Here is a 17,479-nt window from a genome sequence, read left to right as displayed (position 1 = left end):
CGAACGGACCGTCAACGGGCAGGGACATGAAGCTGACTTTCGAAGATCGGGCAGTACGGGAGCGGAACCGGCCCCTCCGGGCGCTGGCGGCGGGCTCGGTGGGCAACTTCATCGAGTGGTACGAGTTCGGCGTCTACGGCTATGTCGCGACCGTCGTCGCCGAGCGGTTCTTCACCCCGGCGGGCGGCAGCGCGGCCGAGGGTCTTGTGCGCACCTACGCCTCGTTCGGGCTGGCGTTCTTCTTCCGTCCGCTGGGCGCGGCCCTGTTCGGCCGGCTGGCGGACCGGCTGGGCCGGCGGCCGGTGCTGATCCTGGTGGTGGCGCTGATGACGGGGGCCACGGCGCTGATCGGCGTGCTGCCGACGTACGCGCAGGCCGGCGCGCTCGCGCCGTGGCTGCTGACGTTCCTGAGGGTGGTCCAGGGGCTGTCGGCGGGCGGGGAGTTCGGGGGTGCGGTGGCGATGCTGACCGAGTTCGCGCCGCCGGGGCGGCGGGGGCTGTACGGGGCGTGGCAGTCGTTCACCGTGGCGTTGGGCCTGCTGGGCGGGGCGGGCGTGGCGGTGGGACTGTCCACGCTCCTGACCGCGGATCAGTTCGGGTCCTGGGGGTGGCGGTTGCCGTTCCTGCTGGCGTTGCCGCTGGGCGCGCTGGCGCTGTGGCTGCGGATCGGTCTCGACGAGACGCCGGAGTTCCGGGAGCCGGCCGTGGCCGCCGTGCGATCCGTGCGCGTGCCGGTCCGGGCGGTCGCGCTGGCCGGCGCGCGGGTGATGGGCTGGTCGGCGGCCGGGTACACCTTCCTGGTGGTGCTGCCGTCGTATCTCCAGGCCGCGCTGCACACCGGTTTCCGTGCGGCGCTGCTGGCCACGGTGGTGGCGAACCTGGGGTTCGCGGCGGCGATCCTGCCGGCCGGGATGCTCAGCGACCGGGTGGGGCGGCGGCCGGTGATGCTGGCGGGCGCGGGGCTCGTGGTGCTGCTGGCGCTGCCGCTGCTACACCTCCTCCAGGACCCGGGGGCCTCGGCCGCCGTGCGGGGCGCGGCGCTGTTCGGCGCGGGCGCGGTGGTGGGGCTGATGGCCGGGCCGGGGCCCGCGCTGCTGGCCGAGATGTTCCCGGCGCGGGCCCGCTGCACGGGCCTCGGACTCGCCTACGCACTGTCCAATGCCGTGTTCTCGGGCTGTGCCGGCCTCATCATCACGGAGGCGGTGCAGCGCACCGGGAATCTCGACGTTCCCGGCTACTACGCGGCGGCGACCTGCGCGGTCAGCGTGCTCGCACTGCTCGGGCCGCAGCGGACCGAACCGGGTCGGAAGGCGGGTCGAGAGGCGCGTCGAGAGGCGGGTTGAGACGGTGCTGGTGATCGGGCTGATGTCCGGGACGTCGTACGACGCGGTGGACGCGGCGGCGGCCGAGCTGCGGCTGCTGGACGGCACGCTGCTGCTCAAGCCGCTGGGGATGGTGAGCACGCCGTACGACGAGGAGCTGCGGGAGGCGCTCGCGGGGGCGCTGCCGCCGGCCGCCGTGCCGCTGGCGCGGGTGTGTCTGCTGGACACCCGGATCGGTCAGGCGTTCGCGGCGGCCGCGGTCCGGGCCGACCGTGAACTGTGCGGCGGGCGGGCCGAGCTGGTGGCCTCGCACGGGCAGACGGTCTACCACTGGGTGGACGGCGGCCGGGTGCACGGCACGCTGCAGCTCGGGCAACCGGCATGGATCGCCGAGGCGACGGGGCTGCCGGTCGTCGCCGACCTGCGGTCGCGGGACGTGGCGGCCGGGGGGCAGGGCGCTCCCCTGGTCAGCCTGTTCGACCTGCTGTGGCTGCGTGGCCGGCCGGGGACGCCGGTGGCGCTGAACCTCGGCGGGATCGCCAACCTCACCGCGCCCGACGGCACGGCCTTCGACACCGGGCCCGGGTGCGCGCTGCTCGACGCGGCGGCCCGGGAGTTCACCGGCGGCCGGCTGGCGTACGACGCGGACGGGGCGCTGGCGGCGCGCGGCCGTCCGCACGGGCCGCTGCTCGACGAGCTGCTGACGGAGCCGTACTACGCGCTGCCCGCGCCGAAGACGACCGGCAAGGAGCTGTTCCACGCCGGGTACTGGCGGGCGCCCGCCGGGATCTCGGCCGAGGACGCGCTGGCGACCCTCACCCACCTGACCGCCCGGACGGTGGCGGACGCGGTGCGGGGCGTGGCGGCGACGGAGGTGGTCGCGTCGGGCGGCGGCACCCGCAACCCGGAGCTGATGCGGACGCTGCGCGGCCTGCTCCCGGAGATCCCGGTGCGCGTCTCCGACGAACTCGGTCTGCCCGCGGCGGCGAAGGAGGCGTACGCCTTCGCGGTCCTCGGCTTCCTCACCGCGCACGGCCTCGCGGGGACGGCCCCGGCCGCCACCGGTGCCCGCCACCCGAGCGTCCTGGGCTCACTGACCCCGGGGCGGAACGGACTTCGCCTGCCGCCGCCCGCGGCGGGACCGCCGGTACGGCTGCGGATCGAGTGAGCCGAACGGGAACACCCCGGGCGAACCAGGCCGGATCGGGCATCCCACGCGCGCCGGACCGGCTCGCCGGAACATCGCCGGATCCTCTCATCCGACTTTCACCGATGCCTCATACGGTAGGGGCATGACGCAGGTGACTCCTCCCGGGTGGTATCCCGATCCCGGGCAGACAAGTGACGGTCCGGCCACCGAACGCTGGTGGGACGGCAAGGCCTGGACGGAGCAGACCCGGCCCGCCGGGTCGGCCGCGGACTGGGGTCCCCCGCCGCAGCCCGAGGCCGACGGGCCCCAGCCGGCCACCGAGGCCTACCCGGCGTACCCGGCCGGCGGCGCCTACTCCGCCCACCCGGGGTATCCGGGGTATCCGGGATACCCGCCGGTGCCGCCGGCCCCGGCCAGGCGCGGGCTGCGCACCGGCATCGCCGTCGGCGTCGCCGTGGCGGTCCTCGCCGCGATCGGGGTGGGCGTGTGGGCGCTCACCGGAAACGGCAGCGGCAGCGGCGACCAGCAGGCCTCGCAGAGCTCGGGCGGCCAGGGCGGTTTCGGCCAGGGCGGCCCCGAGGGGCAGAACGGCGGCCAGAACGGGGGCCAGAACGGGGGCCAGGGCTTCCCGTTCGGCGGGTCGGGCGGCTCGGGTTCCGGTGGCACCGACGGGGGCGCGTCGCCCTCGCCGGGCCAGTCCGAGGCGCCGAAGGTCAAGGGCGGCGGCACGGTGTCGGACTCGATCAACGCCATCAGCATCCCGGTGCCGGACGGCTGGACCGGGCAGGCGATCAGCTACGGCGCCAACGTCAGCTCCGACGACTCCTACAAGTGCCCGGGCGACACCTCGCAGACCTGCACCGCCGGCGGTGCCTACTCGGCGCCCGCGGTGGTGCTGGGCACCAAGGGGGACACGGCCGAGGCGGTCGCCAAGGCGGACATCTCGGCCAACGCGACGGAGTCGTACGGCGGCAAGACCTACGGTTCGATCACCTCGCACCAGGTGCTGGCCTCCAAGGCGGTCACCGTGGCCGGACAGAAGGGGTACCTGGTCCGCTGGAAGGCGATCACCAGCAAGGGCGCCGACGGCTACGTCGAGTCGCTGGCCTTCCCGTCGCCCGCGAACTCCGCGCAGATCGTCGTGGTCCGGTTCGGCGTCGACGTCGGCCAGAAGGAGTCGATCATCGACACGATCACCAGCGGCATCAAGGTGTCCTCGGGCAGCGGCAGCGGATCGAACGTCTGACCCACGCCGGCCCCTGCCCCGCCGGTCCCAGAACAGCAGTCGGCCGGGTGGGGTGCCCCTCCGCTCAAAGGGGCATCCCACCCGGCCGGTGGGTGCGCGCCGCCCCCGTCCCCACGGTGCGGCGCGAGCAGGTCGCCGTCCAGTCATCCCGTGGACGGCGGCCTGGGCCTCATGTCAGTCCGAGTGCGGGCAGCGCGACGGCCTCCACGAAGCGGACGAGATAGTCGGCGTCGGCGTACTCGCCGGTGAGCACGGGCCGCACCCGCAGCACGCCGAACATCATGGCGGGCACGTAGTCCAGCGCCGGATGGCCCTCGGGCACCTCGCCGCGCGCGACACCGCGGAGCAGGATCTCCTGGAGCGCGGCGATCTCGGGTTCGACGAGCGCCTCGCGCAGCGCCGTGGCCAGTTCCGCGTCCGAGTGGACCGCGTGGCCCAGCGCCGCGAGCAGCTTGGTGTCCTTGCGTGACCAGTCGCCCGCGGTCCGCGCCACCTCGCGCAGGTCCCGGGCGAGGGACCCGGTGTCGATGCCGACGAAGCGCACCTCCCGGCTGGCCCGCAGCGCGGCCGCGACGAACTGCGGCTTCGTCTTCCACTGCCGGTAGAGCGTGGACTTGCTGCACCGGGTGCTGGCGGCGATCCCCTCCATCGAGACGGAGTCGTAGCCGCACTCGCGGATCTGTTCGAGCACGGCGTCGAAGAACTCCCGCTCACGCTCCGGCGTGATCTTGGAGCGGCGCGAGGCGGCGACCATGTCCGGTCCGTCCGCGGCCTGCGACGTCATGTGCCCTGCTCCTCACTCGTTCATCACGTGCGGATCACTTCCGCCCCGCCCTGCGTTCGGCCGACGCGGAAACCTACAACCAGTGTGGCCTACGTCTATCGATACGCCACTGTACCGGTACTCGACCGTATCGGTACAGTGGCGTATCGGTACGCTTCCGTATCGAAGAGTTCGGGCCACCGTCCGGGACTCGCACAGCACCACCGTCAGTGAGGGGGCCTGGGATGAGATCCCAGTCCGAGCCGGCATCAGCGGAGCCGGGCGAAATAGCCCGGCCGCCGCTCGTCCGTGAGTTCCTGCTCGTCGCGGGGCTCTTCCTCGTCTACAAATTCGGGCGCCAGCTGGCCACCGGCCATACCGCCGAGGCCCTGCACAACGCCCACCGGATCTGGGACCTGGAACGGACGCTGCACCTGCCCTCGGAGGTCGACGTGCAGTCCGCACTGCTGCACGGCGACACCCTCGTCCACCTGGCCAACACCTACTACGCCACGATTCATTTCCCGGCCACCCTGGCCTTCCTGGTCTGGCTCTACCTGAAGCGGCCCGCGCACTACGTCTGGGCCCGCCGGGTCCTCGCCCTGGTGACCGCGGCCGCCCTGGTGCTGCCGTTCACGTTCCCGCTGGCACCGCCCCGGATGCTGGCCGCGTCCGGCCTCGTCGACACCGCCCGCCTCTACGGCCCCTCCGTCTACGGCCCGCCCTCCAGCGACCACCTCTCCAACCAGTTCGCGGCGATGCCCTCGCTGCACTTCGGCTGGGCCCTGATGGTGGCGATCGGCCTGATCGTCGCGACCCGGTCCCGCTGGCGCTGGCTGTGGCTGCTGCACCCCGCGATCACCCTGCTCGTGATCGTCGGCACCGCGAACCACTACTGGCTGGACGCGATCGTCGCCACCGCGATGCTCGGTGCCGCCCTGGCCGTGATCCGCCCCCACACTTCGTCCGGGGGGACCCCCACCTCGCTTCGCTCGCCGCGCCGCACCGCCACCACGGCCGGCCGCGGCACCCGGCGCCTCGTCACCGAGGAGCCCGCGCTGGTGGGGGCGGGACGATGAGCGCCGCGGCCCTGATCGCCGTCGGCCTCTCCCTGGTCTCGGCCGTCGCCTACGCGGCCGCCGCCGTGGCCCAGGAGCGCCTCGCCTCGAAGACCGACGGAGCCGGCCTGCTGCGGCTGCTCGGCTCCGGTGCCTGGTGGGCGGCGGTGGGCCTGAACGCCGGCGCCGCCCTCCTCCACGTCGTGGCCCTGAAGTACGGCCCGCTCACCCTCGTCCAGCCGCTGGGCGCGCTCACCCTGGTGGCCGCCGTGCCGATGGGCGCCCGGGTGGCCGGCCGCCGGGTCACCGGAACGGAGTGGCGGGGCACCGCCCTGACCCTGCTGGGCCTCGGCGCCCTCCTGGTCACGGCCTCGGGTCCGGCACCCCACCAGGTGATGAGCCTCACCGAGGCCCTCGCCGTCGCCGGTACGACGACCGCCCTGATCGGTGTCCTGTCCCGCCCCGGCACCCGCCCGGGCCTGCGGCACGCGACCGCGTCCGGCATCGCCTCGGGCGTCGCCTCGGCCCTCACCCAGACGGTGACCGTGGCGGCGACGGACCGCTCGGGCCCGGCCCTGAGCGTCGAGGTGGTCGTGGTGGCCCTGCTGGTCGCCGCGTTCGCGGTGGGCGGCCTGCTGCTCTCCCAGACGGCCTACCGCGGCGGCCTGGGCGCCCCGCTGGCGGTCGTCACCCTGTCCAACCCGATGGCGGCGTCGGTCATCGGCCTGGCCCTCCTGGGCCAGGGCCTGCAAGGCGGCGTGTGGGGCATACTGCTCGCCCTCACGGGCGCGGGCCTGGCCTCCTGGGGCGTGGTCCTGCTCACCCGGGTGACCCCGCCGACCCCGGTCCTCGAACTGGACGACGACGAACACCCGGTGGCAGCGGTCCTGGCCCTGGACCCGACCCTGCTCCCCCGCCAGCCGTCGGAACCGAAGAAACTGACGGCCCTCTGAGCGCCCCGAAGGGGCGCGGGGAACCGCGCGGCCGGCCACGGATCACTCGCAGCCGCCGCCCGACAGTCCCCCGCGCCCCCTGGGCGCAGCTCACACCGTGATGATCGCCGGGTCGCTGACCCCCGGCTCCCCGTTCTCCACGTGCCCGGCGAACCGCCGCACAAAGCCCGCGTCCGACGCGGACGTGACCGTCAGGTCGTACCACCGCTCACTGTGGTTGAGGTGCACGATGTGCGTCACCACAGCCCCGGCCCGCACCGTGAACGTGCGCCCCCGGCCGCCGTACCCGTCGGCCACCGCCAGCTTCACCGTGCCGCTGCCCTTGTTGGTGAAGGTCAGCTCGATGTCGTCGCCGTGCGGCCGGGCCGTGACCTCGGGCCCTGCCACCTTGCCGCGCCCCTGGAAGGTGCGCAGGAAACCGTTCGGGCCGTGCACGGTCAGGTCGTAGGAGCCGCCCGAGTACACCGAGTTCCAGGTGTCGGAGACGGACTTGCCGGCCTCGGTGGTGTAGCTCCAGGGGCCGTCGGTGCGGTTGTTGGAGGTCACCAGGAAGGCGGCACCGGCGTGCGCGCCCGACGCGAAGGTGAGGGTGAACTTCCCGGCCGCCGCGTCCAGCGAACCGTCGACCAGCGGGGCGTACCTGAGCGGCCGGGTGGGCCGCGAGCCGCGCTCCTGCCTGGGCAGGGAGGGGTTGGCGGGCGGGGTGGGCACGTAGTCGGGGTGGCGGTTGCCGTCCGGCGGCCGGTAGCCGTCCGTGGCCGGCAGCGCGACCGGCTTGGTGTCCTTGCGGGAGAAGTCGAACGCGGCGGTCAGGTCACCGCTGACGGTGCGCCGCCAGGGCGAGATGTTGGGCTCGTGGACGCCGAAGCGGGCCTCCATGAACCGGATGATCGAGGTGTGGTCGAGCGTCTCGGAGCAGACGAAGCCGCCCTTGCTCCACGGGGAGACGACGAGCATCGGGACGCGCTGGCCGAGGCCGTAGGCGCCCGCGGGGTGGCTCGCGTTGCCCGCGAAGAGGTCCAGGGCCGGGTCGACCGTGGACTTGCCCTGCGCGGCGGAGGCCGGCGGGAACGGCGGGATCAGGTGGTCGAAGAAGCCGTCGTTCTCGTCGTACGTGATGAACACGGCCGTCTTCGCCCACACCTTGGGGTCGGCGGTGAGCGCGTCGAGGACCTGGGAGACGTACCAGGCGCCGTAGTTGGCCGGCCAGTTGGGGTGCTCGGTGAACGCCTCGGGGGCGACCACCCAGGAGATCTGCGGCAGCTTGCCGGCCTTGACGTCGGCCTTCAGCTGGTCGAAGAAGCCCTCGCCCCTGGTCGCGTCGGTGCCGGTGCGGGCCTTGTCGTACAGCGGGTCGCCGGGCTGGGCGTTCTGGTACTGCTTGAAGTAGAGCAGCGAGTTGTCGCCGTAGTTGCCGCGGTAGGCGTCCTGGATCCAGCCCCAGCCGCCGGCCGCGTCCAGGCCGTCGCCGACGTCCTGGTAGATCTTCCAGGAGACGCCGGCCTTCTCCAGGCGCTCCGGGTACGTCGTCCAGCTGTAGCCGGCCTCGTCGTTGCCGAGGACCGGGCCGCCGCCCTGGCCGTCGTTGCCCGTGTAACCCGTCCACATGTAGTAGCGGTTCGGGTCGGTGGAGCCCATGAACGAGCAGTGGTAGGCGTCGCAGATGGTGAACGCGTCGGCGAGCGCGTAGTGGAACGGTATGTCGTCCCGGTTCAGGTACGCCATGGTCGTGGAGCCCTTGGCCGGCACCCACTTGTCGTACTTGCCGCCGTCGACGGCGGTGTGCGTGTCGTTCCAGCCGTGCGGGAGGTCCTGGAGGAAGGCGAGGCCCAGGTCGTCGGCGTCCGGGTGGAAGGGCAGGATGTCCTTCGTGCCGTCCGACTGCTTCCACACGGACTTGTTGTTCTGGGTGACCGAGCGGGGGTCGCCGAAGCCGCGGACGCCGCTGAGGGTGCCGAAGTAGTGGTCGAACGACCGGTTCTCCTGCATCAGGACGACGATGTGCTCGACGTCCTCGATCGACCCGGTGCGGTGGTTCGCGGGCAGCGCGGCGGCACGCTGGATGCTGCTGGACAGCGCGGTGAACGCCGTGGTGGCGCCCGCGAGTTGGAGGAATCTGCGCCGGTTGACTTCGGGCATGGGTGAGCGACCTCTCATCCTGACGCACGGGTTGGCCGGAACAGGGCGGATTGTGCGCGGGTGCGAGTGTTCCAAGGGCATCGAACGTCAGGGAAGGGTCCGGTGGCGCGGATGTGAAACTCGGCGGTACGTGAGGTAGGTAATCGGTAAGGAGCCGGAGCCGGCCGCGGCGGGGGGACGGTGACCGCGGCCGGCCGCCCGGGGTCAGCTGATGAAGGAGCCCGCGGCGCAGGCGCTCTCCGTCACCCACTGGTGGGACAGGATGTTGTCGTTCATGGGGTGGCCGTCGGTGAAGTGGTCGCGGGTGAGGTCGTCCACGTAGAGCTCGCCCGGCTTCAGGCAGCCGTAGCCGCCCCCGTAGTTGGTGAGGTAGTAGAAGGCGACGACGTCCTTGCCGCCGACGTAGCCGCTGTTCATCACGGAGGAGGCGATGTTGCCGACGCCCTGGAAACCGCCGGCGTTGTCGGACCAGCTGGCGTCGTTGCCCGCGCTGACGCCGAGCAGGCCGCCCGCGCAGTCCCAGTCCCGCCAGGCCCGCACGTTGCCGTCGCGGCCCGGCCAGGCCGCGTTGCAGCCGGCGGAGGCGTGGGCGTTCACCGGCAGCACGAAGCCGACGGCCGCGAGGGCCAGCGTGGTGAGGGCGAGGGTCGTTTTGCGCATGATGCATCCCGTTCTGCCTCGTCGGAGGCGGTCGGTGTGGGAGAGGGCCGCGGCGGGCGCCGCGGAGTCATGGGGTACGGCAGGTGCGGGTGTCAGGCGCGGGCGGGCACGATCCGCTCGGCGCGCTCCAGCGCCGTCAGGCGCACCTGCCGGTAGGCGTCCAGCCGGGCGCCGTACTCGCCGTCCAGCCGGGCCAGGTAGTGGGCCTCGCGGTCCTGGCCCACGGACCTGAGGGAGACCTGGCGGGCGCAGGTGGCGTCGGCGACCGCGGTCCGGGTCTCGGCGGCGAAGCTCCGGGCCTCCTCGGCCCGGGTCTGCACCGCCGGGTGCTCGCGGGTGGCCTGCCGGGCCGCGTCCGGGTCCGGGTAGGGGTGGCCGGCCCGCTTCATGCAGGCCGACCAGGCGTGCACGGCGGCGGTGAACCGCGGGTCGTGCAGCAGCTTGCCGACGTAGAGCGGGCGCAGGTTGCTCGCGGTGGTGTCGAGCCGGAACCAGGTCTGCGGATCGCCGTAGAGCCGGCGCTCCGCCTCGGCGTCGCAGCCGCCGGTCTGCTTCCTGACCTCGCCGCCGCCCGGGACGTCGGTGCGCAGCAGTTCGGCCCGCCGCCCGCCGTCGAGGGCGGTGTCGTACGCGGCCCGCCGGGTGGCGCCGAGGCCTTTGCGGTAGGCGCTGTTGGGGTTGTGCAGCCGGGCGCGGTCCTCCTTCGCCGTGATGCGGCTGCCGTATCCGTAGGTGCGGGCCCAGTTCACGTCGTCCTGGACGTAGCCGAGCGGCCTGCTCTCGGCCAGGCTCAGCGGGCGGTCCGTCCAGTAGCGGAACCCGTGGCGGGCCATGCACCGGGCGACCAGGCGCTGTTCGGCGTCCGAGACCCGCAGGTCCTCCGCGTAGGTGAGGTCGCGGACCCGGTGCGCGGCGACGGGGGCCGAGCCGTCGCCGGACGTCCGGGAGCAGCCGGTGAGGGCGAGCGCGGCCACGGCGGCGACGGCGCTCAGCCGCGCGGTCCTTCGGCGGAAGGCGGTGCGCTTCATCGGGCGGCTCCTTGGACGTACGGCGAACGGCTCGGGGCTTACGGGCCGTTGACGCCGCCGGCAGGGCGTTCGTATGACATGCGGCCGCCGGGTTTTTCCGGCGCCGCGGAATTCGCGGCGGACCGGGGTGCGCGGTCATACGGGAGCCGGCCGCCGGCCGTCTCCCGCACAGGGGCCGCTATGGCCACCCACAGAAACCAGCCAACCGAGACAGGAGGGAGAACGGCTCCCGCAGCGCCGACGGGCCTGTCCCCGGTCGGCATACCGGGCGTCGCGGCGGTTCCGTCCGACCGGGGGGACGGAACGGTTCCGGACACGACGGCCCGGCAGTCGGCGTGCCCGGACGGTGGCCGCCGATATCGTTGTCGCCATCCGCGGGGCGGCGATCGGGGACCGATGTTCGAAGTACGTCTGCTCGGCCCGGTGGAGGTCTGGGAGGGGGGCAGACGGGCCCCGCTCGGCGGCTCCCGGCCACTGGCCGTCCTCGCCGCGCTCGTCGTCCACCTGGGCGAGGTGATCTCCACCGAGCGCCTGGTGGACTTCGTCTGGGACGAGGAGGCGCCGGCCACCGCGGGTGCCCTGGTCGCCACCCATGTCTCCGCCGTACGCCGGGCCCTGGCCCGGGTCGGCACGGCCGAGGTGGTCCGCACCCGGCCGCCGGGCTACGTCGCCGGCCTCGCCCCGGACCGGGTCGACGCCCGCCGCTTCGAGGAACTCCTCGCGGCCGGGCGCTCCCTGGGCCGCACGGAGGAGGCCGCCGACACGCTCACCGAGGCGCTGGGGCTGTGGCGGGGCCGGGAGGCGCTGGAGGGGCTCGGCCAGTCGTTCGCCCGGATCGAGGCGGCCCGGCTCGCGGAGCTGCGGCTGGTGGCCCAGGAGGAGTCCTTCGGGCTGGCCCTGGACCTGGACCGCGCGGACGGCGCCATCGCCCCGCTGCTCGCCCATGTGGCCGCGCATCCGCTGCGCGAGCGGCCGCGCGGCCAGCTGATGACCGCCCTGTTCCGCACCGGCCGGGTCTCCGACGCGCTGCGCGTCTACCAGGAGGGCCGGTCGGTGCTCCGCGACGAACTGGGCATCGACCCGGGGCCGGAGCTGCGGGCGGTGCACCAGGCCGTCCTCACCCAGGACACCGGAACGCTGGGGAGCGGGCGGGCCGCGCGGCCGGTACCGGCTCCCCGGAACGGGCGGTCCCGCCCCGCGCCCTCCCATCTCCCGCCCGACATCGCCGACTTCGTGGGCCGGACCGAGCAGGTCGAGTGGGCGACCGAGCTGGTGCGGGGCGTCGGCGACCCCGGCCGGACCGCGCCGCCGATCGGGGTGATCTCCGGGCGCTCCGGCATCGGCAAGACCGCCCTCGCCGTGCATGTCGGGCACCGCACCGCCGACCTCTTCCCGGACGGCCGGCTCTTCGTGGACCTGCGGGCCGCCGACACCACCCCGCTGGAACCCGCCGACGCGCTGGCCCGGCTGCTGCGGGCGATGGGCGTCGACCCGGACACGCTGCCCTCCGGCGTCGAGGAGCTGACCGGCCTGTACCGCACCCACATCGGGCACCGGCGGACCCTGATCGTCCTGGACAACGCGGCCGGTGAGGCGCATCTGCGGCCCCTGCTCCCGCCGGGCCCCGGTTCGGCGGTGCTGATCACCAGCCGCCGCCGGCTGGTGGCGCTGGAGGGCGCCGCCCATCTGGACCTCGCCGTCCCGGACGAGGCCGAGGCCCTCGACCTGCTCCGCCGGGTGGCCGGTGCCGGACGGAGCTGGGCGGAGCCGGGGCAGGCCGCCGAGATCGTCGCCCTGTGCGGGCGGCTGCCGCTCGCGGTGCGGATCGCCGGGGCCCGCCTCGCCGCCCGTCCGCACTGGGCACCCGGCCGGCTCGTCGGCCGGCTGCGCGACGAGCGCCGCCGGCTCAACGAACTCAGCGCAGGGGACCTGGAGTTGCGGGCCAGCCTGGAACTCGGCTACACGGACCTCGCCCCGCAGGAACGCCGCGCCCTGCGCCGCCTCGCCCTGCTGGACCTGCCCGACTTCGCGGCCTGGATCGCCGCTCCGCTGCTCGACATAGGGACGGAGGAGGCCGAGGAGGCCGTCGAGCGGCTGGTGGACCGCCACTTCGTCGACGTGGTCGGCGTGGACGGCACCGGCCTGGCCCGCTACCGCATCCACGACCTCGCCCGCGAACACGCCCGTGAGCGCTGCCTCGCCGAGGAGAGCACCGAGGACCGCACGGCCGCGGTGCTCCGGCTGGCCGCGAGCTGGCTGGACCTCGCCCGGAAGGCCGCCGCCCGGGGCCCGGGCGGCGCGACCCGCCACTTCCCCGAACCGGCCGCCGTCCGCCCGCTCGACCCGGAGACCGAGGAGGCCGTCCTCGCCCGGCCCGCGGCCTGGTTCGCCGCCGAGCAGGCCGGACTGCTGGCCGCCGTGACGCACTGCGCCGACCACGGCATGGCCCGCACCGCGCGCGATCTCGCCGGGGCGCTGATCGCGAGTTCCGCCGCGCTGTACAACCAGTTCGACGCCTGGTCCCGGGCGCACACGGCGGCCATGGCCGCGGTACGGCGCGGCGGCGACGTGGAGGGCGAGGCCTGGCTCCTCGCCGGGCTCGGTCAGCTCCGCTACGAGCAGGACCGGTTCGAGGACTCCTACGCCTACTTCTCGGACGCGCTGCGGCTGTTCGGGGAGGAGCTGCCGGACGGGGCGGCCGTGGCCCTCGCCGGGATGGGCACCGCCCGCCGCGAACAGGCCCGCTATCCGGAGGCGTTGGAGCTGCTGGAGGCCGCGCTGGAGCGGTACGGCGAGACGGGCGACGCCGGTGCCCGGGCGGGTGTGCTGTACGGCATCGGCTACGTGCACCGCGAACAGGGGCGTAGCCCGCAGGCCCGGGCGGCGCTGTCCGCTGCCCTCGCGCTGTACCGGGCGGCGGCCGACCAGCACGGCGAGGGGCTCACCCTGCGCTCGCTGGCCCTGTGCGACCGGGCCGAGGGCCGGTACGCCGACGCCGAACGGCTCTTCCTCGACGCGCTGCGGGTCTTCACCGGCCTGCACGACACCTTCGGGGTGATGTACACCGAACAGGCGCTGGCCAAGGTGGAGTTGCGCACCGGCCGGCCGGCGGAGGCGGGACGGCGGCTGATGCGCTGCCTGGCCGTGGCCCGGGAGCGCCAGGACCGGTTCGGCGAGGCGCTTGCGTTGCGCACGCTCGGGGAGCTGCGGCTGGCGGCCGGTGACACCGACGCGGCCCGGGAGCCGCTGGAGCGGGCGGCGGCCCTCTGGGCGGAGTTGGGGCTGCCGCTGTGGCGGGCCCGCACGGTGTGGGACCTGGCCGGGGTGTGGTCGGCCGACGGCGAGGCGGAACGGGCGCGGGCGGCGCGGGCGGAGGCCATGGAGGTCTTCCGGTCGGTCGGCGTCCGGGAGGCGTGGGAGCGGGCGGGGGACGAGACGCCGTAGCCGGACCCCGGCCGCGGAAGGCCCGGTGACGCGCTTGCAGGGAAGCTGCAGAGCAATTGCAGAGGCCCCCGGCACGCTGTTCTGCGTGACGGACATCATCACGCTCTCCGACTCCCGGGTCGCCGAGGTCACCGAGCAGGAGTGCGGTGAACCACTGGTCGACCTGCGGGAGACACCCGGCCTGCGGATCGACCTACGGCAGGCCGACGCCGACGGCAGCTACGCGCACCTGCGCCTCGGGGCGCTGCGCCGGCTGCTCCAGGCCCAGTCCCTGCTGCCCGCCGGGGTCCGGTTCCTGGTGGTCGAGGGGTTCCGGCCGCCCGGCCTGCAGCGCCGCTACTTCGAGCAGTACGCGGCGACCCTGCGCGCGGTCCACCCCGATGCCGGTCCGGCCCGGATCCGGGAGCTGGCCAGCGCCTACATCTCCCCGCCGGAGGTGGCCCCGCACGTGAGCGGCGGGGCGGTGGACCTGACCCTGTGCACCGCGGACGGCACCGAGCTGCCGCTGGGCACGGAGGTCAACGCCACCCCGGAGGAGAGCGCGGGCGCCTGCCGTACCGGGGCGCCGAACGTCGGGGCCGAGGCGCGCGCCAACCGGGCGCTGATGGACCGGGCGCTGACCACGGCCGGTTTCGTCAACTACCCCACGGAGTGGTGGCACTGGTCCTACGGCGACCGGTACTGGGCTCTGCTGAGCGGGGCACCGGCCGCCCGCTACGGACCCGCCGCCGCACCCGTCCGGCCCGCCTGACCGACGGACCGGGCACCGCTTCCACATCACCAGCCACCATCGGGGGGACGACCATGGAGATCCACGGCGGTACCTGTACGCGCGACCCGCGCGACGACGTGGACGACGTCCACGAGCCCGTGAGCCCGGCCGAGTTCGACGCCGGCTTCACCGCCGACATGCCCAGACTGCGCAGACGGCTGCTCGCCCTGACCGGCAACCCGCACGACGCCGACGACCTCCTCCAGGAGACGTACCTGCGGCTCTCCCGGCGGGCCCGGGCCAGGAACCTGACGCCCCAGCAGCATCCGTACGCCTACACCTGCACGGTCGCGCTGAACCTGCTGCGCGACTCCTGGCTGCACCCGTCCCGGCGGGAGCGCACCACCGACCGGCTGCCGGAGGCCGGCTGGGACGGCGGTCTCGGCAGCTACGAGGCCTCGGCCACCGCCCTCGCGCTGCTGAGCGTGCTCTCGCCGAAGGAGGCGGCCGCGGTGATCCTCGTCGACCTGGAGGGGCTCACCCACGACACGGCCGGGGAACGGCTCGGCGCCCATCGCGGCACCGTCCAGCGCAACCGCATGCGGGCGCTGGCCAAGATGCGCGCGGCGCTGGCCGGTTGAGCTCCGGGTGCCGCGCCCCGACGGGGGTGGGGCGCGGCACCCGGTGGATCCGCCCGACCCCCGCACCCGGCTCCACGTCGACGAAGGACGTACACCTTGAACCTCATCACGCCTGCCAGGACGCTCGCGGCGGTCGCGGCCCTGGCGACGGCCCCGCTGCTTCCCGTCACCGCGCACGCCGCGGCCCAGGACACCTCGTGCGGTGTGCTGGCCTCCGGTGCCTCGGCCACCGCGCAGGCCGCCGTCGCGGCGGCCTGCTCCCAGATCGGCGTCTGGTACAGCTGGGGCGGCGGCCACGGTGCCACGCCCGGGGCCACGTACGGCTACTACGACGGCTCCGACCCGGACAGCCTGCACGACAACGAGCGCATGGGTTTCGACTGTTCGGGCCTGATGCGGTACGCGTACTACCGGGCGACCGGCCGGGACCTGCTGAACGGCACCGCCGACGACCAGTTCCACAGCCCGCAGGCCTCGGCCCGCTTCTCGGCGGCCCAGGGCACGGCTCCGCTGGTCCCCGGTGACCTGATGTTCTGGGGCAGCGGGTACATCCACCACGTCGCCATGTACCTGGGCGCGGGGCAGATGGTCGAGGCGTACGAGTCGGGCACCCACATCCGGGTGACCCCGGTCCGCACGGGCGGCGACTACGCGGGCGCGGTCCGCATCAACCCGACCGGTACGCCGGTGCCCCCGCCGGCGAACGGCGGTTCGACGTTCGAGACCTGGGGCACGGGGGTGCACACGCATTCCACGCCGAGCGTGCACGCCTCGGTGGTGGACACCTTCGCCGGTCCCACGCAGGTCTCCGTCCAGTGCCAGGAGCACGCGGAGGAGGTGAGCGCCGAGGGCTACACCAACGACATCTGGGCCAAGCTGGCCGACGGCTCCTGGTTGACCAACATCTACATCAAGGGCCCGGCCGAGCTGCCCGGCATCCCGGACTGCGGCGGCGACAACCCGCCGCCGCCGAGCGGGGGCAGCACGGCGTTCCAGACCTGGGGCACGGGCGTGCGCACGCACAGCGAGCCCAACGTGAACGCCGGTGTCGTGGACTACTTCCCGCAGCCGACGACGGTCAACGTGGTCTGCCAGGCGCACGCGCAGACGGTCACCGCCGAGGGGTACACCAACGACGCCTGGTCCAAGCTGACCAACGGCGCGTGGCTGACGAACATCTACGTCAAGGGCCCGGACTGGCTGCCGGGGGTCGCGACCTGCTGACCCGGGCCGGCCGCGGGGTGCCCGGCCCGCAGGGCACCCCGCCTTCACGTACCGCTACTCACTTTGTTGCTTATGAAGGGCCGCCCGCTGTTCGAGTCTGCGCAGGGCCAGCTCCCCCCACTGGAGGTTCTCGCGCTCGAAGGACATCCCGCGCAGCAGCGTCAGGTACGGGCCGATGCGCTCGGCCTCGGCGAAGTACGCCTCCTCCGAGCGGCCGGCGAGCAGGCGCTGCCGGAGCCGTTCGTAGCGGGCCAGTTTGGCGGCGGCCCACTCCATGCTCCCGGCGACGGCGGTGCGGACCGCATCGAGGTCGCCGGCGTCCGCGCACTGCACCTTGACCATCAGTTCGTCGCGGACCACGGACGGCCTGGCCGGGGGCTCGGCCGTGTACGCGCGGACCGCCTCGCGGCCGGCCCGGGTGAGCGAGAACAGCCGCTTGTTGGGGCGGCGTTCCTGCTCGACGACGCGGGCGGTGACCAGCCCCTCGGCCGCCATGCGCTCCAGCTCGCGGTAGAGCTGCTGGGGCGTCGCCGTCCAGAAGTTGGCGACCGTCGCGTCGAATCCCTTGGCGAGGTCGTAGCCGGAGGCCTCGCCCGCCAGGAGGGCGGCCATCACCGCGTTCCGCAGAGCCATGCGTGCACGCTAGCATGCGCCTACTCAACTTTTTGAATAGGTGAGGTGGACCCCATGCCCCCCGTGCACCCCTTCCGCAAGGCCGTCGAGGACGGCGACATGGCCGCCGTGGCCGCCCTGCTCGCCGACGACGTCGTCTTCACCAGCCCGGTCGCCTTCAAGCCGTACCCGGGCAAGCCGATCACGGCCGCGATCCTGCGCGCGGTGTCCCAGGTGTTCGAGGACTTCACGTACGTACGGGAGATCGCGAACCCGGACGGCCGCGACCACGCCTTCGTGTTCACGGCGACGGTCGCCGGCAAGCAGCTCCAGGGCTGCGACTTCCTGCACTTCGACGAGGACGGGAAGATCGACGAACTGACGGTGATGGTGCGCCCGTTGTCGGCCGCGCAGGCGCTGTCCGAGGCGATGGGCGCCCGGTTCGAGCAGATCGCCGAGGAGGCCGCCGCCGCGCGGTGACCCCGGCGGAACGCGGCGGGCCCGGCGCCCGCGCCGCCCGGCCGGGG

General features: G+C 74.0%; 15 protein-coding genes. 10 read left to right on the top strand and 5 right to left on the bottom strand.

The genetic code is table 11. From position 1 onward, the window contains the following. Positions 1 to 26: 26 nt before the first annotated feature. The 3 genes from ACFZB3_RS04360 to ACFZB3_RS04350 all read left to right on the top strand — a co-directional run bounded on the left by ACFZB3_RS04360 (position 27) and on the right by ACFZB3_RS04350 (position 3,718). Positions 27 to 1,343 (top strand): MFS transporter, encoded by a 1,317-nt coding sequence (locus ACFZB3_RS04360; RefSeq protein ID WP_391369376.1) that lies wholly within the window; start codon positions 27 to 29, stop codon positions 1,341 to 1,343. A 4-nt stretch (positions 1,344 to 1,347) separates the two neighbouring features. After that, positions 1,348 to 2,490 carry an anhydro-N-acetylmuramic acid kinase gene (locus ACFZB3_RS04355; RefSeq protein ID WP_391369373.1) on the top strand — a complete coding sequence of 381 codons (1,143 nt, stop codon included), beginning with the start codon at positions 1,348 to 1,350 and terminating at the stop codon, positions 2,488 to 2,490. Positions 2,491 to 2,614: 124 nt separating this feature from the next. Beyond that, positions 2,615 to 3,718 carry a DUF2510 domain-containing protein gene (locus tag ACFZB3_RS04350; protein WP_391369370.1) on the top strand — a complete coding sequence of 368 codons (1,104 nt, stop codon included), beginning with the start codon at positions 2,615 to 2,617 and terminating at the stop codon, positions 3,716 to 3,718. A 169-nt stretch (positions 3,719 to 3,887) separates the two neighbouring features. Here the strand turns inward: ACFZB3_RS04350 and ACFZB3_RS04345 are convergent, their stop codons facing one another. Further along, the gene (locus ACFZB3_RS04345; protein WP_391369367.1) at positions 3,888 to 4,502 is read right to left on the bottom strand and encodes a TetR/AcrR family transcriptional regulator C-terminal ligand-binding domain-containing protein; all 615 of its coding nucleotides are present in this window, start codon (positions 4,500 to 4,502) and stop codon (positions 3,888 to 3,890) included. Positions 4,503 to 4,726: 224 nt separating this feature from the next. On the opposite strand from ACFZB3_RS04345, the gene ACFZB3_RS04340 reads away from it, so the two are divergent. Together ACFZB3_RS04340 and ACFZB3_RS04335 are read left to right on the top strand one after the other, a co-directional pair. Next, the gene (locus tag ACFZB3_RS04340; RefSeq protein WP_391369364.1) at positions 4,727 to 5,560 is read left to right on the top strand and encodes a phosphatase PAP2 family protein; all 834 of its coding nucleotides are present in this window, start codon (positions 4,727 to 4,729) and stop codon (positions 5,558 to 5,560) included. Beyond that, on the top strand, positions 5,557 to 6,492 hold the full coding sequence (locus ACFZB3_RS04335; RefSeq protein WP_391369361.1) for a hypothetical protein: 936 nt from the start codon (positions 5,557 to 5,559) through the stop codon (positions 6,490 to 6,492). The genes ACFZB3_RS04340 and ACFZB3_RS04335 overlap by 4 nt, the downstream gene beginning before the upstream one ends. Positions 6,493 to 6,582: 90 nt before the next feature. Here the strand turns inward: ACFZB3_RS04335 and ACFZB3_RS04330 are convergent, their stop codons facing one another. The 3 genes from ACFZB3_RS04330 to ACFZB3_RS04320 form a co-directional block, all read right to left on the bottom strand. Continuing rightward, positions 6,583 to 8,631: a phosphocholine-specific phospholipase C gene (locus ACFZB3_RS04330; RefSeq protein WP_391369359.1), complete on the bottom strand. Its 2,049-nt coding sequence runs from the start codon at positions 8,629 to 8,631 to the stop codon at positions 6,583 to 6,585. Between the two features lie 204 nt (positions 8,632 to 8,835). After that, positions 8,836 to 9,291: a hypothetical protein gene (locus ACFZB3_RS04325; protein WP_391369357.1), complete on the bottom strand. Its 456-nt coding sequence runs from the start codon at positions 9,289 to 9,291 to the stop codon at positions 8,836 to 8,838. Positions 9,292 to 9,383: 92 nt separating this feature from the next. Beyond that, positions 9,384 to 10,319, bottom strand: coding sequence for a hypothetical protein (locus ACFZB3_RS04320; RefSeq protein WP_391369355.1), 936 nt, complete (start codon positions 10,317 to 10,319; stop codon positions 9,384 to 9,386). A gap of 396 nt (positions 10,320 to 10,715) precedes the next feature. Here ACFZB3_RS04320 and ACFZB3_RS04315 point away from each other — a divergent pair, with 396 nt between their 5' ends. From ACFZB3_RS04315 to ACFZB3_RS04300, 4 genes are all read left to right on the top strand, one after another. Next, positions 10,716 to 13,763, top strand: a complete 3,048-nt coding sequence (locus ACFZB3_RS04315; RefSeq protein WP_391369353.1) for a BTAD domain-containing putative transcriptional regulator — start codon at positions 10,716 to 10,718, stop codon at positions 13,761 to 13,763. 85 nt (positions 13,764 to 13,848) lie between these two features. Next, positions 13,849 to 14,514 carry a M15 family metallopeptidase gene (locus ACFZB3_RS04310; protein ID WP_391369352.1) on the top strand — a complete coding sequence of 222 codons (666 nt, stop codon included), beginning with the start codon at positions 13,849 to 13,851 and terminating at the stop codon, positions 14,512 to 14,514. Positions 14,515 to 14,567: 53 nt separating this feature from the next. Next, positions 14,568 to 15,116, top strand: coding sequence for a sigma-70 family RNA polymerase sigma factor (locus tag ACFZB3_RS04305; protein ID WP_391369349.1), 549 nt, complete (start codon positions 14,568 to 14,570; stop codon positions 15,114 to 15,116). A gap of 96 nt (positions 15,117 to 15,212) precedes the next feature. After that, the gene (locus tag ACFZB3_RS04300; protein ID WP_391369346.1) at positions 15,213 to 16,340 is read left to right on the top strand and encodes an NlpC/P60 family protein; all 1,128 of its coding nucleotides are present in this window, start codon (positions 15,213 to 15,215) and stop codon (positions 16,338 to 16,340) included. Between the two features lie 54 nt (positions 16,341 to 16,394). On the opposite strand, the gene ACFZB3_RS04295 is transcribed toward ACFZB3_RS04300, so the two are convergent. Next, complete coding sequence (locus tag ACFZB3_RS04295; protein ID WP_391369343.1) at positions 16,395 to 16,973, bottom strand: helix-turn-helix transcriptional regulator; 579 nt, start codon at positions 16,971 to 16,973, stop codon at positions 16,395 to 16,397. Between the two features lie 63 nt (positions 16,974 to 17,036). On the opposite strand from ACFZB3_RS04295, the gene ACFZB3_RS04290 reads away from it, so the two are divergent. Further along, the gene (locus tag ACFZB3_RS04290; protein ID WP_391369772.1) at positions 17,037 to 17,432 is read left to right on the top strand and encodes a nuclear transport factor 2 family protein; all 396 of its coding nucleotides are present in this window, start codon (positions 17,037 to 17,039) and stop codon (positions 17,430 to 17,432) included. The last annotated feature ends 47 nt before the right edge of the window (positions 17,433 to 17,479 follow it).

It is taken from the genome of Streptomyces sp. NPDC008092, assembly GCF_042957285.1.
Lineage (GTDB): Bacteria > Actinomycetota > Actinomycetes > Streptomycetales > Streptomycetaceae > Streptomyces.
Note: the sequence above shows the minus strand (reverse complement) of the source record. Positions and strands in the feature narration are given on the sequence as shown.